Origin of the sequence: Rhizobium viscosum (assembly GCF_014873945.1) — a bacterium.
In the GTDB taxonomy this organism is placed as follows: Bacteria; Pseudomonadota; Alphaproteobacteria; order Rhizobiales; family Rhizobiaceae; genus Rhizobium; species Rhizobium viscosum.
On the sequence record NZ_JADBEC010000001.1, the window covers coordinates 1,522,986 to 1,548,595 of the forward strand.

Here is a 25,610-nt window from a genome sequence, read left to right on the forward strand (position 1 = left end):
CAAGCCCGAACGCAATGTTACACTTTCCCCTGCCCTTCTCCTGGCCTCACGCAGAACGTGTGACCGCGGAGCGCACAAAACGTCCCCGTCCCGTGACAGCCACGTCACGGTACAATGCCGTCGAGTGCGTGAGAAAACGGAAGCTGTCCGCTCCGTTGCAAGCGACACTGAGTCATCATCCTGCCGACTTGGCAGTTTGGACTGACTTCTGCAGGTGATGTCCGCGCCCTTTGCTGGACGCCATTTAGGCAGGATCAAAAGGCAAGATCAACGATGAATTTTACGCAAAATTAAGACGCGGCCATTGACTCCGGCGGGGCCTTTAGGGCGTCACACCAACGTCAAAAAAGAATCGCTTTTGAATCAAGGAGATTCCCCGACCGGGTTATTTTGGACACGCATAAAAAGAAAAAAGAAAAAATCTTCTTGACTCATTTGAGGCCACGGGTTGCGTGACCAGAGTCGCAAGCCTTAAAAAGATCCTTGCGTAAGCCATTGTTTTAAAACAATTTTTCCTGTCATGCCTCTGACACGAAATCGTCGCCGGATTAACCATACCTACGGCGGACAGCGGAATCGAAAAAGCCCGGTAAAATTACCGGGCTAATCATAACGAGCAATTCGTTAATGAGATATTTAGGCGTTCGCAGAAGCCGAAAGAGCCTTCACACGAGCAGCGAGGCGCGAGACCTTGCGGGATGCCGTATTGGCGTGCAGGACGCCCTTGCTTGCGGCGCGCGCCAGCTCGGGCTCAGCGGCGATGAAGGCTTCCTTTGCCTTGGCGGCATCACCAGCGGCGAGTGCCTCTTCGACCTGGCGAACGTAGGTACGAACGCGCGAACGGCGAGCCTTGTTGACTGCGGTGCGGCGTGCGATCTTGCGGGTCGCCTTTTTCGCCGAAGTTGTATTGGCCATGGATGCCTCTCTCAAGAATTCGAACAAAACTCCGCCATTGCCGCGCTGGCCCTGCGGCCACTCAATTCAGCAATGCGGGAGCATTAGCGGAAAACCTGAGCGGCTTTCCGAACCGTGGGCGGGCATATAACGCTAAAGCCGCGCCACGTCAACGCGCATTTTCAAGGAAAAGCCCCTTTCCGCATGCCGTCCGCTCACCTGTTCTTGAAGGCCGGTTTGCGCTTCTCGATAAAGGCGGCCATGCCCTCTTTCTGGTCCTCGGTCGCAAAAAGGCTCTGGAACAGACGGCGCTCGAAACGCAGGCCCTCTTCCAGCGTCGTCTCGAAGGCGCGGCTGACCGCCTCCTTGGCCATCAGCACAGAAGGGCGCGACAGCGATGCAATCTTTGTAGCGGCCTCCATCGCTTCGTCCAGCAGCCGCTCGGGCGCCACCACACGCGAAACGAGTCCCGCGCGCTCGGCTTCCGCCGCGTCCATCATCCGTCCGGTCAGGATCAGGTCCATCGCCTTGGCCTTGCCGACCGCCCGCGTCAGACGCTGCGAGCCGCCGATGCCTGGAATGACGCCGAGCGTGATCTCCGGCTGGCCGAACTTTGCGGTCTCCGAGGCGATGATGAAATCGCAAAGCATGGCAAGCTCGCACCCCCCGCCAAGCGCGAAGCCGCTGACGGCGGCGATGATCGGCTTGCGGGCCTTGGCGATCTCGTCCCAGCCGCTGATGAAATCACTCTTATAGACTTCGGCGAAATCGAGCGGCTGCATTTCCTTAATGTCGGCGCCGGCGGCAAAGGCTCGCTCGGAACCGGTCAGCACGATCGCGCCGATGGCATCATCCGCATGAAAGGCCGCATAGGCCAGCTTCAGCTCCTTGAGCACGGTCGAATTCAGCGCATTCAGCGCCTGCGGCCGGTTCAGCGTAATGAGGCCGACATTGCCGCGGGTTTCAACAAGAAGGGTTTCATAGGCCATGACGCTCTCCTATTTCTGGCAGGCGGCGCAATAGAAGGTGGACCGGCCAGCCTGCACGATGCGCGAGACCGTACCGCCACAGCCCGGCGTGCGGCAAGCAAGACCTTCGCGATCATAGACGGAAAAGGAATGCTGGAAGTAGCCGAGCGAACCATCTGTCTGGATATGATCGCGCAGCGACGATCCGCCGGCAGCGATCGCATCTGCGATGACATCGCGGATGGAGCTGACCAGCAGGTCCAGTGCCTCCTTCGGCTTACCCGCCCTGGTCACCAGCGTGCCGGCTGCGCGCGTCGGCAACAGATGCGACCGCCAGAGCGCCTCGCAGACATATATATTGCCGAGCCCGGCGATGTTCTTCTGGTCGAGCAACGCGCTCTTCAGCGGCTGCGCCTTGCCATCGAAACGTTTGGCCAGGTAGCCGGCTGACAATTCGTTGCCTGTCGGTTCCGGGCCTAGACCGAACAGAAAGGGGTTGGCGTCGAGTTCAGAGCGATCGGCAATATCCATGAAGCCGAAGCGGCGCGGGTCATTGTAGATGACGCGGCGCGGGCCGCCCTCGCCATCCAGATGAAAGATGGCGTGATCATGCTTCTCATCCTTGGAACGCTCGTGATGGAAGTCGCCAGGTGTGCCGCTGAGCGGCCCCTGTTCGATCCGGAAGGAGCCGGACATGCCGAGATGGGAAATGATCGTCTTGCCGCTGTCGAGGTCGATCAGCAGGTACTTGGCCCGCCTGCCGAGGCCGACGATCTTGCGGCCGGACACCTGTTGCTCGAAACCCTGCGGAAAGGGAAACCGCAGATCGCCGCGGCGCAATTCCAGCCTCTCGATGCGCGCACCCTCCATTGCCGGCGTCAGACCGCGCTTCACCGTTTCGACTTCTGGCAATTCCGGCATCTTAACCCATCTATATCTAACGTGTTTCAACCGCCCGCGATGTGCGCTATAGCGCCAACGTGCCGCGGGCGGACTGTGGCCCACAGATAGCGCCGCGCCCTCGCTTTCGCTATGGTCGCCGCGCGAATTCTTGATGTGAACGGAGTAACTTGATGTCAGACAGCCGGACCTCCGCCAATGGCGGCATGGAAACATCCTACGGCTTCCGCGAGGTGCCGACCGGTGAAAAGCAAGGCCTCGTCAACGAGGTCTTCCACAAGGTCGCCAAGCGCTACGACATCATGAACGACGTCATGTCCATGGGCATGCACCGCGCCTGGAAGGATGCGATGATCGCGGCGCTGAATCCGCGCAAGGAGCCGGGCTACAAGGTGCTCGATGTCGCCGGTGGTACCGGCGATATCGCCTTCCGCATCGTTGAAGCCTCGAACCGCCAGGCGCACGCTACCGTGCTCGATATCAACGGCTCGATGCTGGGCGTCGGCGCCGAGCGGGCGGAGAAGAAGAAGCTTTCGGACAACCTCACCTTCGTGGAAGCCAATGCCGAGGACCTTCCTTTTGAGGCAAACAGCTTCGATGCCTACACGATCGCCTTCGGCATCCGCAACGTGCCGCGGATCGAGGTCGCGCTCTCGGAAGCCTATCGCGTCTTGAAACGCGGCGGCCGTCTGCTGGTGCTCGAATTTTCGGAAGTGGAACTGCCGCTTCTCGACAAGGTCTATGATGCCTGGTCCTTCAATGCCATTCCGAAGTTCGGCAAGGCGATCACCGGTGACGCAGAGCCTTACCAATATCTCGTGGAATCGATCCGCAAGTTCCCGAACCAGGAGAATTTCGCGGCGATGATCCGCACGGCCGGTTTTTCCCGCGTGACCTACACCAATTATACAGGCGGCATCGCAGCGCTGCATTCCGGCTGGAAGCTCTGATCCGCATGAGTGCTTTCGGGGCATATTTCAGGCTCGCAAGGGTCGGCTGGATTCTCGTGCGTGAGGGCGTCATTTCGGCGCTGCCTTCCGAGGGCCTGCCGCCATCAGTCAGCCTGGCGAAATCCTTTGTCGGCATGTTTGCGCGCAAGCGCAGCAAATATCAGAAGCGCAGCGACCGGCTGGCACAGGCTGTCGAGCGGCTCGGTCCATCCTATGTGAAGATCGGCCAGTTCCTTGCAACGCGCCCTGATGTCGTCGGCGTCGAGTTCGCCGACGACCTGTCACAGCTTCAGGACCGGATGGCCTTTTTCCCGGCGGCAGCCGCCAAGGCCAATATCGAAGGCTCGCTCGGGCGATCGATCACTGATCTCTACGCGAGCTTCGGCGATCCGATTGCCGCAGCCTCCATCGCGCAGGTGCATGCAGCAGAAGTCGGCACATCTGGTGGACCCAAGAAAGTCGCGGTCAAGGTCGTGCGACCCGGTGTTCGGGCGCGTTTTGCCCATGATATCGAGGCAATGTATCTCGTCGCCCACATGCAGGAACGCTTCATGCCGGCCAGCCGGCGTCTGCGGCCGGTCGAGGTGACGAAGACGCTGGAACAGACCACCAAAGTGGAGATGGACCTGCGCCTTGAGGCGGCGGCCCTTTCTGAGATTGCCGAGAATACAGAAAAGGATCCGGGCTTCCGCGTACCGAAGGTGGACTGGGAGCGCACCGGTCGCGACGTCATCACCATGGAGTGGATCGACGGCGTCAAAATGTCCGATGTCGAAGGGTTGCGGGCTGCCGGCCACGATCTCAACGCGCTTGCTGACACGCTGATCCAGTCATTCCTGCGCCATACGCTGCGCGACGGCTTCTTCCACGCAGACATGCATCCAGGCAACCTTTTCGTCGATTCCGACGGCATGATCGTCGCCGTCGACATGGGCATTGTCGGGCGCCTCGGGAAGAAGGAGCGCCGCTTCCTTGCCGAAATCCTCTACGGCTTCATCACCCGCGACTATATCCGGGTGGCGGAAGTGCATTTTGAAGCCGGCTATGTGCCCGGCCACCACAATGTCGAGAGCTTTGCGCAGGCGATCCGGGCGATTGGCGAACCGATCCACGGCCAGCCGGCCGAGACGATCTCCATGGGCAAGCTCTTAACGCTGCTCTTCGAGGTGACCGAACTTTTCGACATGCAGACACGGCCAGAGCTTGTGATGCTACAGAAGACGATGGTCGTCGTCGAAGGCGTCTCGCGCATGCTCAATCCGCGTTTCAACATGTGGAAGGCGTCCGAGCCTGTCGTCGGCGACTGGATCAAGAACAATCTCGGCCCCAAACGCATCGTCACCGATCTCAAGGACGGGCTGAAGGCCGCCGTGAAGCTTGCCGAAGCCGCTCCCGAGATCGCCGCCCAGACCGAGAAATTCCACCATCAGCTTCTGCATATGAGCGAACATGGACTGCGCTTCGACGAGCAGACAGCAGAAGCCATCGGCAAGGCGGAAGCCCGTCATAACCGTTCGGCAAAAGTGGCCCTCTGGATCATTGCGCTCACGCTTCTCTATATTGCCTGGATGGTGAGCTGATCGGAAAGCAACAAAAGCATGATGTGTTCGGCATTTGGGATATCCCGCCAGACGTGAGGCTCGCTTAGTCTCGCCTCCATGGAGATGAGCACATGAAGCATGAACGCCCCGGAATCGAACTGAGCGGCCAGCCCTTCAGCTTTGCCGAAATGGTGAGGATCGGCTCCGGCAGGGTTACGCTTTCCGCCTCGGAGATCGGTATGCAGCGCGTGAGGATCGCGCGTTCGATCGTCGAGGATGCCATCGAATCCGGCATGCCCGTTTACGGCGCGACCACGGGTGTGGGCGCCATGAAGGATGTCGAATGGTCGCCCGAAGATCTCGACGCCTTCAATCTCGGTCTGGTACGCGCCCACCACTTCGGCACCGGCACACCTTTTTCTTGCAATGTCGTGCGCAATGCCATGGCGATGCGCGTCAACACGGCGCTGACCGGCCAGGTCGGCTGTACGCCCGATCTCATCGACGCCTATATGCGCATGCTGAGGGCTGACCTCATCCCGGTCGTGCGCCGCACCGGCTCGATCGGTTGCGCTGATATCGGCCTGATGGGTCAGATCGGCGCGGTGCTGACGGGCGTCGGCGAAGCGATCTATCGCGGCAATCGCATGCAGGCGGCCGAAGCCTTCCAGGCAGCGGGCATGGAGCCGGTGAAGATGGCGCCCCGCGACAGCCTCGCCTCGCTCAGCGTCAACGCCGTCAGCTTTGCCGCCGCCGCCGAAACCACACGCAATGCTGCTGCATCAATCCGTGTGCTGCTCGCAACCGGCATGATGGCCTCGGGTGCGCTCGGCGCATCCCGCGATCCCTGGCGGGCTGTGCGCCATGTCGGCACGGCGCGAGAGGCCCTGATCGGCGCCTGGCTGTGCAATGCCTCGGACGAATGGGAATGGCCGGTCGCGACCCACGTGCAGGATGCGCTGAGCCTGCGCATGATCGCCCAGGTCTTCGGAGCCGTTATCGAGAACCTGCTTTCAACCGGCCACAAGATTCTCGCCGCCACCGGCCGCTCCGACGACAATCCCGTCGTCGTCGAGGGTCGGGTGATGACGTCGGGCGGCTCCCTGCCGCTCGACGTGACCATCCTGCTGGAATCGGCCGCGCTCTGCATGGCGCATGCGGCGCGCAACGCCTTCAACCGCTGTGTCCTGCTCGGCAATGGCCAGCGGCGCGGTCTGCCGGTCAATCTTGTGCCTCCCGGCCGAATCGCGACCGGCTTCGGACCAATCATCAAGCTTGCAGGCGAAATCTTTTCGCGCGTACTCTCCATGTCGAACCCGGTTTCGGCGCAATCGCTCGTTGTTGCGGCGGGCCTTGAGGACGAGGCGGCCTTCCTGCCGCTCGTCATCGAGCGTTTCGACCGGCAGATGCGGGCGCTGAAGCGTCTCGCTGCCTTGGAAGCCCTGCTTTCGGCACAGGCGATCGACATTATCGGCGACACGCCGAAGGGCGTTGCCGGTATGCTCTACGAGGTCGTGCGCAAACATGCGGCCTTCTACACGGTAGACCGGCCGCTTTCGGCCGAGGTCGAAGCAATCGAGGAGGAACTCGGCTCGGATGCATTCCTCTCCAAGCTGATCGAGCAGGTGCCAATCGCCTCCTTCGATGATTTCTTTGCACTCGGTTCGCTCGAGCGCATTGAGGAACGGCTGACGCGGGAACCGGCTATCATCTGAATTTCGACGTATCGAGGGAGACGCGGCATGGATTTCGATCTCGTTCTGCAGGGCACGGTGGTGCTGCCGGAGCGCATTGTCGAGGGCGGCTATGTCGCCGTTCGCGACGGAAAGATCGCCGAAGTCGGTATCAGCGTGCCGCCGGCCGCCAAGGAACGGTACCTGCTTGGCAAGGCACTGATCCTGCCGGGTGCGATCGACGCGCAGGTCCATTCGCTTTCGCAGAAGGACCAGGAGGATTTCATCTGGTCGACGCGCTCGGCAGCAGCAGGTGGTGTCACCACCATCGTCGACATGCCCTATGACGAAGGCAACCTCGTCTGCTCGGCTGAGGCGGTGAAGAAGAAGGTCGATCATGCCGACCCGCAGGCGCGGGTCGATTTTGCGCTCTACGGCACCGTCGATCCCTCGGAGGGGGCTGCCCGCATTGCCGAGATGGTGGAAGCGGGTGTTGCCGCCTTCAAGTTTTCAACTTTCGGCACCGATCCCAAACGCTTCCCGCGCATCCCACCGGCCCTGCTCGACGCCTGCTTTGCAGCGATTGCCCCGACTGGGCTCACAGCCGGTGTGCACAATGAGGATGACGAGGCAGTCCGCACCTATATGGAACAGGTGAAGGCAAGCGGCATCACCGACTGGCGGGCGCATGGCCTGTCACGCCCGCCGATTACCGAACTGCTTGCCATGCACACGATCTTCGAGACCGGCGCCAATACCGGCTGCCCCTCTCACGTCGTGCATTGCTCGCTCGGGCGCGGTTACGACATCGCGCGGGCCTATCGCCGCGACGGTTTCGAGGCGACGGTGGAATGCTGCATTCACTACCTGACGCTCGACGAAGAAAACGATGTGAAGCGGCTCGGCGGCAAGGCGAAGATCAATCCGCCAGTGCGGCCGCGCGCCGAAGTCGAGACGCTCTGGCGCAAGGTTGCCGAAGGCAACGTCTGGCTGGTTTCGACCGATCACGTGAGCTGGTCCGAAAACCGCAAGACCAATCCCGACATGCTGGCGAATGCGTCAGGTGTTCCAGGTCTGGAAGTGATGGTGCCGCTTTTCGTCAAAGGCGCGCTGGAACGCGGCGTACCGCTGACCTGGGCGGCGAAGCTGATGGCCGAAAACCCGGCCAGGCATTTCCGCCTCGACCATATCAAGGGAGCGCTGACACCGGGCAAAGATGCCGATATCGTCGTGCTCGAGCCGAAGGAAATGGTCTACGACGCCTCGTCCAGCGGCAATAATGTCGTCGGCTGGAGCCCTTATAACGGCATCCGCCTGCCGTGGACGGTTTCGGCCGCATGGCTGCGCGGAGAGAAGATCACTGAGGGATCGAAGGTTCTGGCCGAACCCGGTACCGGCCGCTTCGTGCGACCGCTTGCCAGACAGGTGCTGGCATGAGCCGCAACCTGCCCGTCAATCCCGGCCGGATATCCGCTGACATCGAAGCCCTCTCCAATATTACCGAGCCAGGGCATCCTTGGACACGGCGGGCTTTTTCGCCGCTTTTCCTTGAGGGCCGCGCCTATCTGGAGGCGCGCATGCAGGCGATCGGCCTGGATACCCGTATCGACGCATCCGGCAATCTGATCGGCCGGCGCGAAGGCGCAAAACCCGGTTCAGGCATCATCATGCTGGGCTCGCATTCCGACACGGTACCCGATGGCGGGCGTTTCGACGGCATTGCGGGTGTTGCCGCAGCTCTGGAGGTTGCGCGGGCGTTGCGGGAACAGGAGATTCACCTCGATCATGATCTGGAGATCGTCGACTTCCTGGCCGAGGAGGTCAGCATTTTCGGCGTTTCCTGCATCGGCAGCCGCGGCATGACGGGGCAATTGCCGCAGGCATGGCTTTCCCGCGCGGTCGACGGCCGCGATCTTGGCGAAGCGATTGCCGAGGTCGGTGGATCGCCAGGGATTCTGACCCACCAGAACAAGCCCGATATTGCCGGCTTTCTGGAACTGCACATCGAACAAGGCCCCGTCCTTGAAAACGAACGCAAGGATATCGGCATCGTCACGGCGATATCAGGCATTACCCGCATCGAGATCACTGTCGAGGGTCGCGCGGATCATGCCGGTACGACGCCGATGGATACGCGCTCCGATGCGCTGGTTGCTGCCTCGCAGCTGGTGCTCGATATCCGCAATGCTGCAAGCGAGCTTGCCAAGACGCCCGGCCATTTTGCAGCGACCGTCGGCGAATTCCGCATCGAGCCGAATGCCGCCAATGTCGTGCCGTCGCGTGTCGTGTTGCTGATCGACGGGCGCGCCGAAATCCGAGCCGACATGGAAGCCTTCTGCCGCTGGCTGGACGGCCATACGGAGAAGCTCGCTCTGGCCTTTGGCGTGACGATCGCCCCTCCGAACCGTATCTCCGACAATTTCCCGACACCGAGCCACAAGGGCCTGCTCTCGACTCTGGAACGGGCCTGCGAGACTGTCGGCGCCAAACATCGCTTCATGGCCTCGGGCGCTGGCCACGATACCGCTTGGATCGCCCGCGTGGCGCCGGCCGCGATGATCTTTGTGCCTTGCAGAGAAGGCCGCAGCCACTCCCCGGATGAATGGGCCGAAAATGACGACATAACGCTCGGCGCCGCCGTGCTTTTCGAGGCGGTGCGCGAGATGGACAGGACACTTACGACGGAGAAGGATAATGGGACGCATACTGGTTGAGAAGGACGTGGAAGCCGCCGTCAAGGGCGGTTCCGTCTATGCCGCCGGCGGCGGCGGCTGGGCCGATCACGGCCGCATGCTCGGTTATGCCGCCGTCAATGTCGGGAAGCCTGAACTCGTCTCCATCGAGGAACTCGGCGATAACGACTGGGTCGCGACGGCGGCCGCGATCGGCGCGCCGGCCTCTACCACGCCCTGGGAAATGCAGGGTATTGATTATGTGAAAGCCGTGCAGCTTCTGCAGGAGGCTCTCGGCGAAAAGCTCTCCGGTCTCATCATCGGCCAGAACGGCAAATCCTCGACACTGAACGGCTGGCTGCCTTCGGCCATCCTCGGCACCAAGGTCGTGGATGCGGTTGGCGATATCCGCGCGCATCCGACCGGCGACATGGGCTCTATCGGCATGGCGGGTTCGCCGGAGCAGATGATTCAGACGGCTGTGGGCGGCAACCGTGCCGAAAACCGCTATATCGAGCTGGTCGTGAAGGGTGCGACGGCAAAGATTTCGCCGGTGCTGCGGGCGGCCGCCGATCAGTCCGGCGGTTTCATCGCCAGCTGCCGCAATCCGCTGCGCGCCTCCTATGTGCGCAAGAATGCCGCGCTCGGCGGCATCTCGATGGCACTGAAGCTCGGCGAAGCCATCATCGAGGCTGAAAAGAGAGGCGGATCGGCGATCATCGACGCGATCTGCAAGACGACAGGCGGCCATATCCTGGCCGAGGGTACAATCACCAAGAAGGATGTGGTCTATACGAAGGAAGCCTTCGACATCGGCACGATCACGGTCGGCGCTGGCGACAAGGCCGTCACCCTGCATGTAATGAACGAATATATGGCGGTCGATGATGCCAGCGGCACACGTGTCGCAACCTTCCCCGCCGTCATCACCACACTCTCCGAGGAGGGTGAACCGCTCTCCGTCGGGCAACTCAAGGGCGGCATGCATGTCTTTGTCCTGCACGTGCCGAAGGACATCATTCCGCTTTCGGCCAGCGTGCTCGATCCGACCGTCTATCCGCCCGTCGAAAAGGCGATGGGTATCGAGATAGCACGCTATGCACTGGAGACGAGGGCCTGAGCCATGGCACGCGATCCCAGTCTGGAAGAACTGATGCGTGAGGAACTCGGCGACCGGACGGGCCTGAGCGAAAAGTCCATGTTCGGCGGCTGGGCCTTCATGCTCAATGGTAACCTGCTCTGCTGCGCACGCCATGACGGCATGTTGCTGCGCTTGGGCAAGGGCAACGATGGCTGGGCGCTGGCGCAGCCCGGCGTGATCCAGATGCTCTCTGGCGAGCGGATCATGCATGGCTGGGTGCGGGCCAATGCCAATGTCTATGGTGACGACACCATGCGCCGTCGCCTCATCGACGCCGCGCTTGCGTATGTGGAGCCGCTGCCTGCCAAGTGAATGAACGGTGCTTCAGGCGCCGACGACAAAAGACGAGGAACCCAAGATGCCGAAGGCCAATCCACGCCATCCGAAATTTCCAATTCCTGGTGGGCCGGAGCTGCGCGCCAGGGGCTGGCGGCAGGAAGCGCTGCTGCGGCTTCTGGAAAATGTGCTCGCAGTCGGCGAAGACCCCGATAATCTCGTGGTCTATGCTGCGCTCGGCAAGGCGGCACGCAACTGGGCGGCGCACCGAGGCATCGTCAAGGCGCTGACCGAAATGGACGAGGATCAGACGCTGCTCATCCAGTCCGGCAAGCCGATTGGCCTCGTGAAGACCCATGCTAAGGCGCCGCTCGTCATAATGGCAAATTGCAACATCGTCGGCCAGTGGGCGAAGGCCGAGGTCTTCTACGAGTTGCAGCGCAAGGGGCTGATCTGCTGGGGCGGGCTGACGGCCGGCGCCTGGCAATATATCGGCAGCCAGGGCGTCATCCAGGGCACCTACGAAATCTTCATGCGCATTGCCGAGCGCCGTTTCGGCGGCGACCTCTCAGGCCGTTTCGTGCTAACGGCAGGGCTCGGCGGCATGGGTGGGGCGCAGCCGCTGGCGGGCCGCATGGCCGGGGCTGCGATCCTCTGCGTCGACATTGATCCGGAACGCGCCCGCAAGCGCCAGCAGATCGGTTACCTTCAGGAGATCGCCCCCGATCTCGACAGCGCGCTCGCGATGATCGATGCCGCGGTCAAGGAAAGGCGGGCGCTGTCTGTCGGCCTCGTTGGCAACGCCGCTGAGATCTATCCGGAAATTGCCCGGCGCGGCATCGTGCCCGATGTCGTCACCGACCAGACCTCGGCGCATGACCTTGTCTATGGCTATGTGCCGAAGGGCATGAGCATCGATCAGGTGAAGGGACTGCGCGACGATGGCCAGGGCCAACTGATGGCTGCCAGCCGTGCCTCGATCGTCGAGCATGTCACCGCGATGCTGGAATTCCAAAAGTGCGGCGCTGAAGTCTTTGACAATGGCAATCTCATCCGCACGCAGGCCCGCGAGGGCGGCGTTGCCAACGCTTTCGACATTCCGATCTTTACCGAAGCCTATCTGCGCCCGCTCTTTGCCCGCGCCATCGGCCCGTTCCGGTGGATGGCATTGTCGGGCGAGGAGAGCGATATCGCCCGCATCGACGACCTGCTCCTGGAGATGTTTCCCGACAACAAGATCATCACCAACTGGATCCGGCTGGCGCGCGAGCATATTCCTTTCGAAGGGTTGCCAGCGCGTATTGCCTGGCTCGGCCACGGCGAGCGCACGGCGCTGGCGCGGCGCGTCAACGAACTGGTCGCCAACGGCGAGCTCAAGGCTCCTGTCGCCTTCTCGCGCGACCATCTCGATGCCGGCGCGATGGCGCATCCCAACATCATGACCGAGCGGATGAAGGATGGATCGGATGCCATTGCCGACTGGCCGCTCATCGATGCGATGATGCTCTGTTCCTCGATGGCCGATCTCGTCGTCGTCCATTCGGGCGGCGGCGGTTATGCCGGTTACATGACGAGCTGCGGCGTTACCGTCGTTGCCGACGGCTCTGAGGCCGCCGACGAACGGCTCGACCATGCGCTGACCAACGATACGGCGCTCGGCGTCATGCGTTATGCCGATGCGGGTTATGATGAGGCGCTGGACGAGGTGGCGAAGAAGGATGTGCCCTATATCCGGCTTGGCTGACGGCCGTCGTCACAGATGCCGCGTTTCGGCAGGTGCTGCGTCGTAACGATCATGCATGCCATCGAAATAGGCGATCGGGGCGGCGGCAAGCTCTTCGGCGCTGGCATCGTCAAGGCAACTGACGGCGACGACGACCAAGGGGCCGATCGTTTCATTGTCGTTGCGGGCAAAGGACGCGACGCCGCAATTTTCGCAGAAGAGATGATGGATCGAGCCGGAAGCGAACTGATATTTGCGCAACCGGTCCTCGCCCGAGACCAGCCGGAAGTCATTGGGCTGCACGACAGCCAGCCAGCTGCGCTTCTTGCGGCAGATCGAGCAATTGCACTTGAAAGTACCCGCTGAAAGATCGAGCTCGGCCTCATAGGCGACTGCGCCGCAATGGCAGCTTCCATGATAGGTTTTCTTCATAATGCTCCTCCGGCTCGTATTTAACTCTATGGTTAAATTAATCGTTACAAACGGGAAGTCAAGTCGAGCGTCGAGCGAGCCGGCGTGCGACGAGTGCTGACAGGAGAGCGAATGCCATCATGGTCACCGTGAAGATCACGATCGCCGCCCATCCCTCCATCGTCCAGAACCAGCCGCCAGCCGAACCCATGACACTGGAGCCAATATAATAGGCGAGCATGTAAAGCGAGGAGGCGTGGCCTTTGGTACAAACAGCGAGTTTGCCGACGAGGCCGCTTGCCACCGAATGGGTCATGAAGAAACCACTGGTCAGCACGATGATGCCGAGGATGATGAGCGGAAGGGAGGCCGACAGCGTCAGAGCGCAGCCTGCGGCAGTGATGACGATACCGGCTAGGAGCACGGTAAAATGTCCGAGCCGATCGCCTAGAACGCCACCGACGGAGGAGGCGCCGATACCGAATAAGTACACTGTGAAGATCAGGCCGAGTTCGGTCTGGCTGAGGTCGTAGGGCGGCGCGACGAGGCGGAAGCCGGCGTAATTGTAGATCGTCACGAAAGATCCCATCGCGAAAAAGGCGATAGCGAAGATGAAGGGCAGCGCCGGATTGCTCAGATGCCCCGCCCATGCCTTCAAGTGGAATTGCGGTTCAAAGCCGGCGCGGCGCACGAAGTTGCGCGATGGTGGCAAGAGCGCGATGAAGCCGATCGCGGCGGCAAGGCCGATGGCGCCGATCAGGAACAGAGCCGGCCGCCAGGAAAGATATTCGGCGAAGATGCCCGTCAGCACGCGGCCCGACATGCCGCCGAAGGCCGTGCCACCGACATAGAGGCCCATGGTGGCACCAAGGCCGCGCGGGTCGATCTCCTCCGCGAGATAGGCCATGGCGACGGCCGGAACGCCGCCAAGCACGAAGCCCTGCAGCGCGCGGATAAGCAACATCAGATGCCAGTTCGGTGCAAAGGCGGTGGCGATCGTCAGCACGGCGGCGCCGACCAGCGAGATCGACATGAGGCTGCGCCGACCGAGCCCTTCCGAAACGGCGGCGGCGCAGACGATGGCGATTGCCAGGAAGCCGGTGGAGAGCGACAGAGCCAGCGAACTCTCGGCCGGGCTGACGGCAAATTCCTGCGCGAAGATCGGCAGCAGCGGCTGCACGCAATAGAGAAGCGAGAAGGTGGCAAAGCCCGAGAGGAAGAGCGCCAGGCTGGCGCGGTGGTAAGCGCTGGTGCCACGCGTGAGATAGTGTTTGCGGTGGTTTTCTTCGGTCGTTTGCAGGCCGGCAACGTCTTGGATTGCAGAGTCGGACATTATCAATTCCTTCCTGCCTCCCGATCTAGTCAGACCGCCTCCATTTGTCCAATATATGGGACAGGCGATCTTGATAGGTTTTGGAGATAGTGATGGAGCTACGGCATCTCAGGTATTTTCTGGCGGTGGCGGAGGAGGGTAATTTCACGCGGGCAGCCTCGCGCCTCGGCATCGGCCAGCCGCCGCTCAGCCAGCAGATCCGTGACCTCGAAACTGAAATCGGAGCCATGCTCTTCCATCGCGTGCCGCATGGGGCGGAATTGACCGCAGCGGGCGCCGCCTTCCTGCCGGAGGCGAAAGCGTCACTTGCAGCAGCCGAGAAAGCACGGCTTGCAGCGCAGAGCGCCAATCGTGGCGAGACCGGCCGGCTGTCGCTCGGCTTCACCGCCTCCTCCGCCTTCAATCCCATCGTCAGCACGACGATTCGCCGCTTTCAGGCCAGATGGCCGGATGTGCAGCTCTCATTGACGGAGATGAACACGCTCGGCCTTGTGCAGAAGCTGGAACGTGGCGAACTGGATGCGACCTTCATGCGGCCCGGCCTCGACGATCCCGATGGGATCAGGCTGAAGCGACTGCCGGATGAACCGATGGTCGTCGCCGTACCGGCCAGCCATCCGCTGGCAAAGCAGAAGGCGCTGCCGCTGGCCGTGCTGGCGAAGGAGCCCTTCATCCTCTTCCCGCGTCTTGTCGGCCTCAGCCTCTATGACGATGTGGTGCGCGCCTGCCGCGAGGCGGGCTTCGAACTGACGGTCGCGCAGGAGGCGCCGCAGATCTCCTCGGTCGTCAACCTCGTTGCGGCTGATCTCGGCGTCTCGATCGTGCCGGCGTCGATATCCCAGATCAAACTTGCCGGCGTCGCCTACCGGCCAATCGAAGGGCCACCGGCTGTGGCGCGGCTGGCACTTGCGGTGCTGCGCAGCCAGCGCTCCCCCGTGACCGAAAATCTCATGGGCCTTCTGAATTAGCAGTCCGGATCCCAATAGGGCGGATCGCCAAAGGTCTTTTTCAGATGGTCGGCTATGGCGCGCAGCTTGGCGGAAGGGTTTCGGCCCTCGGGATGGGCCATGTAGATGAATTCCGGCTCCGGCCTGGCGCCGACATCGATCTCGATCAGCCGACTGTCGCGAATGGCGGGGCCGGCAATGAAGGTCGGCAGAAGCGCAATGCCGAGGCCTGATATTGCCGCGTCATGCAGCATGTCGCCATTGTTGATGCCGAGGCCGAGCATCGCGCGGATGATGACGGTGCCGTCATCCGTCTGGAATCGCCAGTCGGCTGCACCGCGGTTGGTATAGAAGACACCGCGATGATCGTTGAGATCAGACAATGAGGCAGGCTTTCCGTGACGCGTGATATAATCGGGCGAGGCGACCAGCAGCCGGCGGCTGCGGGCGAGCTTCCAGGCGACGAGCCGAGAATCGGCGATAGCGCCGTGGCGGATGATCGCATCATAACCGTCCGAAGCCGGATCGACGCGCCGGTCATCCATGTCGAGCGTCAGCGCTATCTGCGAATGTGCCTTCAAAAACGGATAGAGGGCAGGCCCGAGATGGAGGCGGCCGAAGGTGACGGGGGCTGCGATGCGCAGCGGGCCGGAAAGCGTGCCGCGGCGCTCGGCCATCTCGGCCGCGGCGTCTTCCATCTCGCGGACGATACGCCTAGCGCGCTCCAAAAAAGCGGCTCCATCCTCCGTCAAGGTCAGCTTGCGCGTGGTGCGATGGACGAGCATAGCGCCCAATGCCCTTTCCAGTTCCGCCAGTCTTTCGCTGACGACCGACTTCGACAGGCGCAGCCGCCGGGCGGCTTCGCTCACCGAGCCCGCCTCCACTACGGCGACGAAAGCCGCAATCCCTTCGATTTTCATCATCGTTCGGCTTTTCCGAATTCGAACTCCGCGATCAGGAGACTAATCCGAACGAAAGAAGAATGCCATCTTCCAGTCATCGAAACGGGACGGCAATGCCGATCCAACCCAAATTCAGGAGATGGAACAATGAATCGTCTGATCAACAAAGTCGCAATTATCACCGGCGCAAGCTCGGGCATCGGTCGCGTTACCGCCAAGCTTTTTGCGGCCGAAGGCGCTAAGGTCGTCATCGGCGCCCGCCGCCAGGCCGAACTCGAGAGCCTGGTTGCCGAAATCAAGGCTGCCGGTGGTGATGCTGTTGCCGTGGCCGGCGACGTGCGCTCGGAAGACTATCACAAGGCGCTGGTCGCAGCCGCCGTCGAGAACTACGGCAAGCTCGATATCGCCTTCAACAATGCCGGCACGATCGGCGAGGCAGGCCCGAGCACCGAAGTTTCGGAAGCAGGCTTTGCCGAAACGCTGGCAATCAACCTGACGGCCTCCTTCCTCGCTGCCAAGCATCAGATCGCCGAAATGATCAAGCATGGCAGCGGCTCGGTGATCTTCACCTCGACCTTCGTCGGCTACAGCTTCTCCTTCCCGGGTGTGGCAGCCTATGCCGCCAGCAAGTCCGGTCTCATCGGACTCACGCAGGCACTCGCCGCCGAATACGGCCCGCAGAACATCCGCATCAACGCCGTCCTGCCCGGTGCCGTGGATACGGACATGTATCGCGAAATGAATGATACCTCGGATAAACAGTCCTTCATCACCAACCTGCATGCGCTGAAGCGCGTCGCAACGCCGGAAGAGCTCGCCCGCTCGGTGCTTTATCTCGCATCCGACGATGCAAGCTTCGTCACCGGCACGGCCTCGCTGGTCGATGGCGGTGTATCGATCACCCGCACCTAAGGGTGATGTAACATCTCATATGCTGAGAAAGGCCGCGGTTCATCCATCGCGGCCTTTTCGTTTATGCGCCATCTACGAGGCGGCGGATTGCTGTTTCAATGCTGGTTGTGCCCTTCAGCGATTTCTCGCGGCCGCCCTCGAAGTCGATCCAGCCTTCGTTGAAGCCGTCGAGCATGCGGATGCGAGGCTCGGGATTCTTCATGCCCTGGGCACGGAATAGTTGCTCCCAGCTTTCCTGCGGCACGACTTCCGCCGTCACAGGTTTGCCGAGCGCCTTGGCGAGGGCGGCGGCAATCATGGCCGGGCTGACACGCTCCTGCGCTTCCAATTCCGCCACCCGCACGCCCTGCCAGTTCTCGCGCAGCATCTTCGCACCGAGCACGCCGATATCATCCACGGCAACCATCGGCACGGCACGGTCGAGCGGCTGAAGGAAGCTCGGGATGACGCCGGTTTCGCGTGCGGGCGCGACATCCCAGGCGGCGTTTTCCATGAACCAGGCGGCGCGCAGGAAAGCGACCGGTATGGAGAGTGTCGAAAGCTCCTTCTCGACGATGCCGAGCTGACTCAACAGGTTCGGCTGCATGGCCTGTGCGCCGACCGTCGACAGGCAGACGAGTTTTCCGGGCCTTGCCGCCTCAAGCGCGGTCTTCAGCGTTGCCAGCATGCCTTTCACCTCCGGAAAGCCCGACGTGGGATCGAAAAGCGGCGGGATGACGAGAAAGACACCTTCCGCGCCTTTGAACGCTGAAGTCAGCGATACAGCGTCATTCATGTCGGCGACAGCGATCTCGCAGCCCCGCTCTTTCCAGCCGGCGGCCTTCTCGGGATTTCGGACGACGGCACGAACCTCGGCGCCATTCTTCAGCAGATGATCGGCAACGGCGGCACCGACCTGTCCTGTCATTCCGGTTACAGCAAACACGGGGCAACTCCTTTATTTGGGTTGGCCCACTATGCTGCCGCACTATCTCTGACTGAAGTGCGCTTACGTCATATGATTGATGACACCAAAGCAGCAATTGCGACTCGTTTTGCCAAGCCCGTCTCCGCCATGTCTCAGGCAGACTCTTGTTTCCGCTCGCGATAGGGCATATCGGCTAGGTGATATCTCTTCGCGACCGCTCCACATCCCTTTCCTGCCGGAGCCCAGTCCCATCTCCTCGGAGTCTCACATGCTGATCGGCATCCTCTGCGGTCTGGCCACCTGTGCCCTATGGGGCCTAAGCTTTGTCGCCCCGCGCGTCGTCGCGCCCTATACGGCGATCGACCTGACAGTGGCACGCTACGGGCTCTTTGCCGTCGTCAGCCTTATCCTGATGATCAATCCGCGCTTTCGTCCAGTCGGTTTGCGGCGGTCACTTGTTCTGACCGGCATCGCGCTCGGCAGCGTCGGCTATGTCGGTTATTTCATGAGTATTTCCTATGCCGTGCGTTACGCGGGCACTGCCATCCCACCGCTCGTCATCGGCACGATGCCCGTACTGCTTGCCATCATCGCCAATCTCAGGGATCAGGTCATCGGCTGGAGAGCACTGGCCATACCGCTGATCCTGATAGCCATCGGCATCGGCTGGGTGAATGTCTCGATCTTCGCCACGACATCCGCCGGCGATCAGACGGGGATCCTGCTCGGGATCGTCGCCGCTCTGATCGGACTGGCGCTCTGGGTCACCTATGGCATGATGAGCGCTGCCGTCATGCAGTCGCAGGATACGCCAAGCGCCATGCATTGGACCGCTCTGCAGGGGATCGGCGCCGGCATCGGCGCACTCGTCCTCCTGCCCTTCACCTCGCTCGGGGAGACAGTCAGCTTCACCGGCGCGCAGACCTTTCACTTCGTGCTCTGGGCAGCCGTCATGGGCATTGCCGGCTCATGGCTCGCCACGCTGTGCTGGATGATTGCCTCGCACCTTCTGCCGCTGGCGCTTGCCGCCCAGCTGATCGTCGCAGAAACCGTCTTCGGCCTTTTCTACGGCTTTCTGTTCGAACAGCGCATGCCGACCGTGCCCGAAGCCGGCGGCGCCATCCTCCAGTTGATCGGCGTCGGCATGGCGATTGCGATCTTCACGCCGAAGCGGGTCAAACAAGCGTGAGTGCCGCGATTGCATGTTTTCCACCAAAGGCTTAGGGTTTCGCGTAGTCAAAAAAGCGGAGGAAAAAACCATGGCTCTCAGCGGCAAACGCGTCCTCCTCATCATCTCGGGCGGCATCGCCGCTTATAAGAGCCTCGATCTTATCCGACGCCTGCGGGAACACGGCGCTTCCGTGCGGCCGATCATGACGAAGGGTTCGCAGGAATTCGTGACCTCGCTTGCCGTCGGTGCCCTTGCGGCAGACCATGTCTTCACCGATCTCTTTTCGCGGCAGGACGAGCAGGATGTCGGCCATATCCGGCTGGCGCGCGACTGCGATCTGGTGTTGATCGCGCCTGCAACCGCCGATCTCATGGCGAAGATGGCGCATGGGCTTGCCGATGACCTCGCCTCGACGGTGCTGCTTGCTACAGACAAGCCGGTGCTTGCCGCACCCGCGATGAACCCGAAAATGTGGACGCATCCGGCGACGAAACGCAATATCGAAACGCTGCGGCGCGACGGCATCCGTTTCATCGGCCCTGCCGCTGGTGAGATGGCGGAAAGTCGGGAAGCCGGCACAGGCCGCATGGCGGAACCGCTGGAGATTGTCGCAGCTGCTGACGCCCTGCTCGACGATGGTCCGAAACCGCTTGCCGGCAAAAAAGCGATCGTCACCTCGGGTCCGACGCATGAGCCAATCGATCCGGTGCGCTACATCGCCAACCGCTCCTCCGGCCGCCAGGGTCATGCCATTGCCGCAGCGCTGGCGCGGCTCGGTGCGGATGTGACGCTGGTGTCCGGCCCGGTGACGATCCCCGATCCCGTCGGCGTCCGGATGGTGCATGTCGAGCGTGCCGAGGAGATGCGCGATGCCGTGCTCGCTGCCCTTCCCGCGGATGTCGCCGTCATGGTGGCTGCGGTCGCCGACTGGCGGGTGGCTTCGGCCGCCGACCAGAAGCTCAAGAAGCATCCGGGCGAATCCATTCCGACGCTGGCGCTAACGGAGAACCCGGATATTCTCAAAACCGTCGGCCATCATACGACACGACCGAAACTCGTGATCGGGTTTGCGGCAGAGACACAGGATGTCGAGGCCAATGCCAAGCTGAAACTGGAGCGCAAAGGCGCGGATCTGATCGTTGCCAATGACGTCTCGCCGTCGACCGGTATCATGGGGGGTACACGCAACAGTGTGAAGCTCATCCGCCGCGACGGCATCGAGCAATGGCCGGATCTATCCAAGGACGAGGTGGCGGAACGGCTGGCCGCGCTGATCGCTGAACAGCTTATGCGGGGATAGAAAGAGGCTCCGGCCTCGTAGCCGCAGGCTTTTCCGGCTGGAAAGACGTGATCCCCAGACCATCGGCGCTGACGATCACAGCACTCCCATCCGGTATTTCCTGCCAGGCATCACCATCATCATTCAAAGGCTCCGACACGAGGCAGTAGCCCTTGGCAAGCGGCGAGGCATAGAGCGTCGGCGCCTTGTGGTCGGTGGCATAGCGGACCGCGTAAAGAGACTTGCCGTCCGAGAAGGCCGCGGTGAAACGCAACAGCACGGAGCCCAGAATATTCTCCGCCAAACCTTCGACAAAGGCGATGGTCTGGGCCACAGCGGCGATCGGCGCATCGCGGAGGCCGAACTGCAGAGCGAGCAGGAACAGAAGCTCGGAATCCGTCGTGCCGCTGCGGGCATTGAAGAGCTCGTCATCCAGCATGGTTTCCATCGGCCGACGCAGACGCTCGAAACCGGAGATCTGGCCGTTGTGCATGAAGGACCAGGTTTCATGCGTGAAGGGATGGCAGTTGTCACGCCGCGTGCCGCCGCCGGTCGCGGCCCGCACATGCGCAAGGAACAGCGGCGAGCGAATCTGCCGCGCCAGGCTCTTCAGATTGCAGTCGGACCATGCCGGCAGGATATCGCGGTAGCGCCCCGGCTCGGGCCGGTCACCATACCAGGCGATGCCGAAACCATCGCCGTTCGTTGCCGTCTTGGCGCGGGTGGCGCAATGGGATTGCTCGATCAGGGAATGGGCAGGCGAAGATACCAGTTCCTCCAGATAGAGAGGGTCTCCGCGATAGGCTGCCCAGCGACACATGCTCTTGCTCCGGCCCACCGCATGCCGCGACAGGAATGCTGAAAACGTCTTCGATTGTCTGTTGCTACGGCTAATAAGGGCTTAACAGCCACCCGATTTGCAAGGCGAAGATGACGAATTCTTGACGCTATCTCAGATCACTTTCCGCAAAAGTCGTAGGGACTTGCGTGATCGCTGCAGCAGAAAACCAGGCAATTGAACGACATAACCAGACGCCGGCTAAAAAACAGCCATGCGATTTTTTCTTGCATCTCAAGGGAATCGGGCTAGTTTTGATTCATCGTCAACGTAACGAAAGGAAGGTGATCCAATGTCTAATGAGTTTTCGGACCTCGTAACAGGCATGGAAGTGGTGATGAAGGCGAGGCAGCCCTCGCTCTAAACCCACCTTCCTAGGGCCGCATCAGACGGTCCGGGCCAGTTACAGGCCAAACCTCATGGAAAGGGTCGCGAAAGCGGCCCTTTTTTATTGCCTTCATTGCCCGTTGACGCTCGAGCGGAATGGCTTTATTCGTAAAATCATCTGATGACTTTACGAATAAAGCCCATGCAACCTCTCAATAAGACCAACCTTGCCGACACGGCCACCGAAGCGATCCGCAGCGAGATACTCGCCAAACGCTGGGCTGTCGGCGAGAAACTGCCGAACGAGACCTCGCTTTCGGCCATGCTTTCGGTCAGCCGCGGCACTGTGCGCGAGGCCGTGCGCGTTCTCGTCTCGCAGGGTCTTCTGGAAACGCGGCAAGGCTCCGGCACCTATGTGCTTTCGACCACCGACAGCAGCCGACCGCTCACCATGGCGCGGCGCGCCAGCCTGCGCGACCAGTTCGAGGCCCGCTGCGCGCTCGATGTCGAGGGCGCGCGGCTCGTCGCCATTCGCAAGACACCCGCCATCATCGCCGGGCTTCGCGCATTGCTTGCCGAACGCGGCAATTATGAAGGCGGCGATCCGGCAGGCTTCATCGAACGCGACCTTGCTTTCCACAGGGCGGTCATCGCTGCCTCCAACAACCGGGCGATGATCGAGATCTATGATTTCTTCTCCACCTCGATCGCGGAGACGATTGCCGCCACACTCGACAAGGCCATTCCCGAGCCTGACATGCAAGCACACCAGGCGATCGTCGACGCCATCGAAACCGGCAGCCCCGACAAGGCCGACGCAGCCGTGCGCGACTTCATGGCACCCATCCTTTCCGCGCTCGACCGGATGCTTCTTTCATGACGATGCCCATACAGAATGCCACATCCTCGTTCGACGCCGTCGACGAGACGATGATCGATGCCGAAATCGACAGCGTGCCGGCGCCGCTGCCGCCGCAGAAACAGAGCCCGACGGCCCGTTTCCTGCTGGGGATCAGCCTCGTACTGATCGCCTTCAATCTGCGGCCCGTGTTTTCCAGCGCTTCCGCCCTGCTGCCGGAAATCCGTTCTGAACTCGGCCTGTCGCCGCTCGGCGCCAGTCTTCTGACGACGCTTCCGGTCGTCTGCCTTGGCGCCTTCTCGCCGCTGGCGCCGCGGCTTGCCCAGCGCATCGGCTCGGAGCGGACATTACTCGGCGTGCTCATGCTTTTGACGCTCGGTACGGCGCTGCGCGGCGTTTCCTCCGTCTCTCTGCTCTTTTTCGGTACCGCGCTTGCCGGTGCTGCGATCGCCGTCGGCAACGTGCTGCTGCCCGGACTGGTGAAACGCGACTTCGCCACGAATGCGGCTCTGATGACCGGCCTCTATACGATGGCGCTCTGCGCGGGCGCCGCCGGTGCGGCCGGCCTGACGCTACCAATCGAACATGCGCTCGGCGGCTCGCTGCAAGGCGCGCTCGCCATCTGGGCTCTGCCTGCCCTCATCGTTGGGCTGATCTGGCTGCCGCAGGTCTTTGCGAGCAGTCGACAGGCGCGGCGCAGCGGTTTCCGTGTCGAAGGTCTGTGGCGAGACAGGCTCGCCTGGCAGGTCACGCTTTTCATGGGCCTGCAATCGGCGCTTGCTTATTGCGTCTTCGGCTGGCTGGTGCCGATCCTGCGTGAACGCGGTCTTGACGGTGTTGTGGCCGGCGGCATCGTCTCGGTCTCAGTCATGGTACAGGCCGCCGCCTGTCTCGTCGTGCCGCATATCGCGGTGCGCGGTAAGGATCAGCGCCTCATCAACGTGACCCTCTGCGCCTTCGCCGTCGCCGCACTTCTCGGCCTCCTCTTTGCGCCGCTTTCCACTGTCTGGGTCTGGGCCGTCCTGCAGGGTATCGGTCAGGGCGGATTGATCGCTGCGGCGATGACAGCCATCGTCCTGCGTTCGCGCGATCCGCATGTCGCCGCTCACCTTTCGGGCATGGCGCAATGCGTCGGCTATCTGCTTGCCGCCATCGGCCCGTTCATCGTCGGTCTGATCCGCGGCTGGACGGGAAGCTTCGCCTGGTGCGCAGTGCTTTTCGTCGCACTCGGCCTTGGCGCCGCCTTCAATGGGTGGCGGGCCGGACGGGCGCTGCACGTAAATGCGCGCACGATCGAGAAGGGCGACTGAGCCAGGCTCACTTGCGTATCACCATCTCTTGATCTCCATCGAAGGAATGCGGCTGCTACCCTATCTCAGCCGCATTCTGACCCGCCGGAGGAAAATCCTTGCGCTTCCGATCCCTGCTTCTGTTCGCCGCGCTGACCGCTACGCTCGCACCCGCTTTCTCCTTTGCGCAGGAGGCGGGCGAGCGTCATGCCCCCTCGGCACAGGGCTCTTCCCGCGAGGGCGTCCTCAAGCTGCTGCCGGGCGATTCCGTTACCGATCACGAATTGACGACGGACGACGGGCGCAAGATCGCCTATACGGCCACGGCAGGCACGCTTGATCTCTTCGGTCAGGATGGCGGGCAGAACGCTGCGATCTTCTACACCGCCTATGTTGCCAAGGATGCCGGGCCGGACCGGCCAGTCACCTTCGTGTTCAACGGCGGGCCTGGTGCGGCTTCCGCCTTCCTGCATCTCGGCCTTGTAGGGCCGAAGATACTCGACTTCGGGCCTGATGGCCGCGACGGCGCCAATGCAAAGCTCGTTGACAACCCGTATAGCTGGCTCGATTTCACCGATCTCGTGCTGATCGACCCTATAGGTACCGGCTGGAGCCGCACGGTAAAGGCGGACGACGCCTCGAACTATTACAATGTCGGCACCGACGCGCAGACGATGGCGAAGGTGATCGCCCTCTACGTCGCACGTAATAACCGCGGCAATTCACCGAAATATCTGCTCGGTGAAAGCTATGGCGGCTTTCGCGCCGCCAAGGTCGCCTCGGCCCTGCAGCAGAGCCAGGGCATCATCATCGCCGGCACCATCATGCTTTCGCCGCTGCTCGAAGGTCAGTTGATGTTCAATGCTGACCAGTTCGCGCTGGGTGCTGCGCTGGAATTCCCTTCATTGGCAGCTGCCGAGGCCGACCGGCGCAAAAGCTTCAGCGAATCCGGCCAGCGCGATGCCGAGAGTTTCGCGCTTGGCGAATATCTCACGACGCTTGCCGGTCCTGCACCGACGGGCGAAGCGGCAACAGCCTTCTACAACAAGATCTCCGGTCTTACGGGCATTCCGCCCGAAGTCGTCACCCGCAATCGCGGCTTCCTCGGCGATGCCTACGCCAAGCATTCCGGCAAGCAGGCGGGCGAGGTAATGAGCCCATACGACGCTGCCTTCGCGACGCCCGACCCCTATCCGGAATCCGACTACGACCGGGGCGACGATGCGATCCTTGACGGCTTTACCCGCGCCTATGGCGGCGCTTTCGCCGACTACGCCCGCAATGAACTCGGCTTCAAGACCGAGATGACCTACACGCTGCTCGAAAATGATATCAGCCAGCGGTGGGAATGGGGCAGCGGTCGCGGCGGCGGTTCACGGTTCCAGGCGAGCGCCACCGACGATATCAGGCAAATGCTTGCCTCCAACCCGTCCTTCCACCTGCTGATCGCCCATGGCTACAGCGATCTCGTGACGCCCTACGGCGTCAGCCGCTATGTGGTCGATCACCTGCCGCCGTCGCTGGCGGGAAATCGCATATCACTGAAGCTCTATCGCGGCGGGCATATGTTCTACACGACCGCCGGCCAGCGCGCCGCATTCACGGCGGATGCAAAGGCCTTTTATGCCGAGCATCCCGCCAGCGCGCCGGCAGATTGAAGACGATCGAGGGTTGCCGGAGGGGCGTGCTGACCTAGT

At 61.8% G+C, this 25,610-nt stretch carries 23 protein-coding genes; 15 read left to right on the forward strand and 8 right to left on the reverse strand.

Features of this window, described 5'->3' with window-relative positions; translation table 11 throughout:
• Positions 1 to 636 precede the first annotated feature (636 nt).
• From rpsT to mutM, 3 genes are all read right to left on the reverse strand, one after another.
• Complete coding sequence (gene rpsT, locus H4W29_RS07650) at positions 637 to 915, reverse strand: 30S ribosomal protein S20 (RefSeq protein ID WP_007814867.1); 279 nt, start codon at positions 913 to 915, stop codon at positions 637 to 639.
• Positions 916 to 1,109: 194 nt separating this feature from the next.
• Positions 1,110 to 1,883 carry an enoyl-CoA hydratase gene (locus tag H4W29_RS07655; protein WP_192728392.1) on the reverse strand — a complete coding sequence of 258 codons (774 nt, stop codon included), beginning with the start codon at positions 1,881 to 1,883 and terminating at the stop codon, positions 1,110 to 1,112.
• Between the two features lie 9 nt (positions 1,884 to 1,892).
• On the reverse strand, positions 1,893 to 2,783 hold the full coding sequence (mutM, locus tag H4W29_RS07660; RefSeq protein ID WP_192728393.1) for a bifunctional DNA-formamidopyrimidine glycosylase/DNA-(apurinic or apyrimidinic site) lyase: 891 nt from the start codon (positions 2,781 to 2,783) through the stop codon (positions 1,893 to 1,895).
• A 152-nt stretch (positions 2,784 to 2,935) separates the two neighbouring features.
• Between mutM and ubiE the strand changes: the two genes are divergently transcribed.
• The 8 genes from ubiE (at position 2,936) to ertB (ending at position 12,759) form a co-directional block, all read left to right on the forward strand.
• Entirely contained in the window at positions 2,936 to 3,712 is a 777-nt protein-coding gene (ubiE, locus tag H4W29_RS07665; RefSeq protein WP_192728394.1) for a bifunctional demethylmenaquinone methyltransferase/2-methoxy-6-polyprenyl-1,4-benzoquinol methylase UbiE, read from the forward strand.
• Between the two features lie 5 nt (positions 3,713 to 3,717).
• On the forward strand, positions 3,718 to 5,292 hold the full coding sequence (gene ubiB, locus H4W29_RS07670; protein ID WP_192728395.1) for a 2-polyprenylphenol 6-hydroxylase: 1,575 nt from the start codon (positions 3,718 to 3,720) through the stop codon (positions 5,290 to 5,292).
• Positions 5,293 to 5,384: 92 nt separating this feature from the next.
• Positions 5,385 to 6,968: an aromatic amino acid lyase gene (locus H4W29_RS07675; RefSeq protein WP_192728396.1), complete on the forward strand. Its 1,584-nt coding sequence runs from the start codon at positions 5,385 to 5,387 to the stop codon at positions 6,966 to 6,968.
• A 27-nt stretch (positions 6,969 to 6,995) separates the two neighbouring features.
• Positions 6,996 to 8,363 (forward strand): hydantoin-5-propionate amidohydrolase, encoded by a 1,368-nt coding sequence (gene ertD / locus H4W29_RS07680; RefSeq protein WP_192728397.1) that lies wholly within the window; start codon positions 6,996 to 6,998, stop codon positions 8,361 to 8,363.
• On the forward strand, positions 8,360 to 9,640 hold the full coding sequence (locus H4W29_RS07685; protein ID WP_192728398.1) for a Zn-dependent hydrolase: 1,281 nt from the start codon (positions 8,360 to 8,362) through the stop codon (positions 9,638 to 9,640). Before ertD ends, H4W29_RS07685 begins: the two co-directional genes overlap by 4 nt.
• A complete protein-coding gene (ertC, locus tag H4W29_RS07690; RefSeq protein ID WP_192728399.1) occupies positions 9,621 to 10,718 on the forward strand; it encodes a thiohydantoin desulfurase in 1,098 nt (365 codons plus the stop codon). Before H4W29_RS07685 ends, ertC begins: the two co-directional genes overlap by 20 nt.
• A gap of 3 nt (positions 10,719 to 10,721) precedes the next feature.
• Complete coding sequence (locus tag H4W29_RS07695; protein WP_192728400.1) at positions 10,722 to 11,051, forward strand: TfoX/Sxy family protein; 330 nt, start codon at positions 10,722 to 10,724, stop codon at positions 11,049 to 11,051.
• 46 nt (positions 11,052 to 11,097) lie between these two features.
• Positions 11,098 to 12,759 carry a thiourocanate hydratase gene (gene ertB / locus H4W29_RS07700; protein WP_192728401.1) on the forward strand — a complete coding sequence of 554 codons (1,662 nt, stop codon included), beginning with the start codon at positions 11,098 to 11,100 and terminating at the stop codon, positions 12,757 to 12,759.
• 9 nt (positions 12,760 to 12,768) lie between these two features.
• Here the strand turns inward: ertB and H4W29_RS07705 are convergent, their stop codons facing one another.
• Together H4W29_RS07705 and H4W29_RS07710 are read right to left on the reverse strand one after the other, a co-directional pair.
• Positions 12,769 to 13,170: a GFA family protein gene (locus tag H4W29_RS07705; protein WP_192728402.1), complete on the reverse strand. Its 402-nt coding sequence runs from the start codon at positions 13,168 to 13,170 to the stop codon at positions 12,769 to 12,771.
• A gap of 58 nt (positions 13,171 to 13,228) precedes the next feature.
• Entirely contained in the window at positions 13,229 to 14,482 is a 1,254-nt protein-coding gene (locus tag H4W29_RS07710) for an MFS transporter (protein ID WP_192728403.1), read from the reverse strand.
• Between the two features lie 92 nt (positions 14,483 to 14,574).
• On the opposite strand from H4W29_RS07710, the gene H4W29_RS07715 reads away from it, so the two are divergent.
• On the forward strand, positions 14,575 to 15,450 hold the full coding sequence (locus tag H4W29_RS07715; protein ID WP_192728404.1) for a LysR family transcriptional regulator: 876 nt from the start codon (positions 14,575 to 14,577) through the stop codon (positions 15,448 to 15,450).
• On the opposite strand, the gene H4W29_RS07720 is transcribed toward H4W29_RS07715, so the two are convergent.
• A complete protein-coding gene (locus tag H4W29_RS07720) occupies positions 15,447 to 16,352 on the reverse strand; it encodes a LysR family transcriptional regulator (protein ID WP_192728405.1) in 906 nt (301 codons plus the stop codon). The two genes, H4W29_RS07715 and H4W29_RS07720, sit on opposite strands and share 4 nt — an antisense overlap.
• A 126-nt stretch (positions 16,353 to 16,478) precedes the next feature.
• On the opposite strand from H4W29_RS07720, the gene H4W29_RS07725 reads away from it, so the two are divergent.
• Entirely contained in the window at positions 16,479 to 17,243 is a 765-nt protein-coding gene (locus tag H4W29_RS07725; RefSeq protein ID WP_192728406.1) for an SDR family oxidoreductase, read from the forward strand.
• A gap of 61 nt (positions 17,244 to 17,304) precedes the next feature.
• Here the strand turns inward: H4W29_RS07725 and H4W29_RS07730 are convergent, their stop codons facing one another.
• Positions 17,305 to 18,168, reverse strand: coding sequence for an NmrA family NAD(P)-binding protein (locus tag H4W29_RS07730; protein ID WP_192728407.1), 864 nt, complete (start codon positions 18,166 to 18,168; stop codon positions 17,305 to 17,307).
• A gap of 250 nt (positions 18,169 to 18,418) precedes the next feature.
• Between H4W29_RS07730 and H4W29_RS07735 the strand changes: the two genes are divergently transcribed.
• Both H4W29_RS07735 and coaBC read left to right on the forward strand, forming a co-directional pair.
• Positions 18,419 to 19,339 carry a DMT family transporter gene (locus H4W29_RS07735; protein WP_192728408.1) on the forward strand — a complete coding sequence of 307 codons (921 nt, stop codon included), beginning with the start codon at positions 18,419 to 18,421 and terminating at the stop codon, positions 19,337 to 19,339.
• A 70-nt stretch (positions 19,340 to 19,409) separates the two neighbouring features.
• Positions 19,410 to 20,621, forward strand: coding sequence for a bifunctional phosphopantothenoylcysteine decarboxylase/phosphopantothenate--cysteine ligase CoaBC (gene coaBC / locus H4W29_RS07740; protein WP_192728409.1), 1,212 nt, complete (start codon positions 19,410 to 19,412; stop codon positions 20,619 to 20,621).
• Here coaBC and H4W29_RS07745 read toward each other — a convergent pair.
• Entirely contained in the window at positions 20,608 to 21,420 is an 813-nt protein-coding gene (locus H4W29_RS07745; RefSeq protein WP_192728410.1) for a class II glutamine amidotransferase, read from the reverse strand. The two genes, coaBC and H4W29_RS07745, sit on opposite strands and share 14 nt — an antisense overlap.
• 547 nt (positions 21,421 to 21,967) lie before the next feature.
• Between H4W29_RS07745 and H4W29_RS07750 the strand changes: the two genes are divergently transcribed.
• The 3 genes from H4W29_RS07750 (at position 21,968) to H4W29_RS07760 (ending at position 25,571) form a co-directional block, all read left to right on the forward strand.
• Positions 21,968 to 22,645, forward strand: coding sequence for a FadR/GntR family transcriptional regulator (locus H4W29_RS07750; protein WP_192728411.1), 678 nt, complete (start codon positions 21,968 to 21,970; stop codon positions 22,643 to 22,645).
• On the forward strand, positions 22,642 to 23,934 hold the full coding sequence (locus H4W29_RS07755) for a CynX/NimT family MFS transporter (RefSeq protein ID WP_192728412.1): 1,293 nt from the start codon (positions 22,642 to 22,644) through the stop codon (positions 23,932 to 23,934). Before H4W29_RS07750 ends, H4W29_RS07755 begins: the two co-directional genes overlap by 4 nt.
• Before the next feature lie 98 nt (positions 23,935 to 24,032).
• Positions 24,033 to 25,571 carry a S10 family peptidase gene (locus tag H4W29_RS07760; protein ID WP_192728413.1) on the forward strand — a complete coding sequence of 513 codons (1,539 nt, stop codon included), beginning with the start codon at positions 24,033 to 24,035 and terminating at the stop codon, positions 25,569 to 25,571.
• Positions 25,572 to 25,610: the final 39 nt, after the last annotated feature.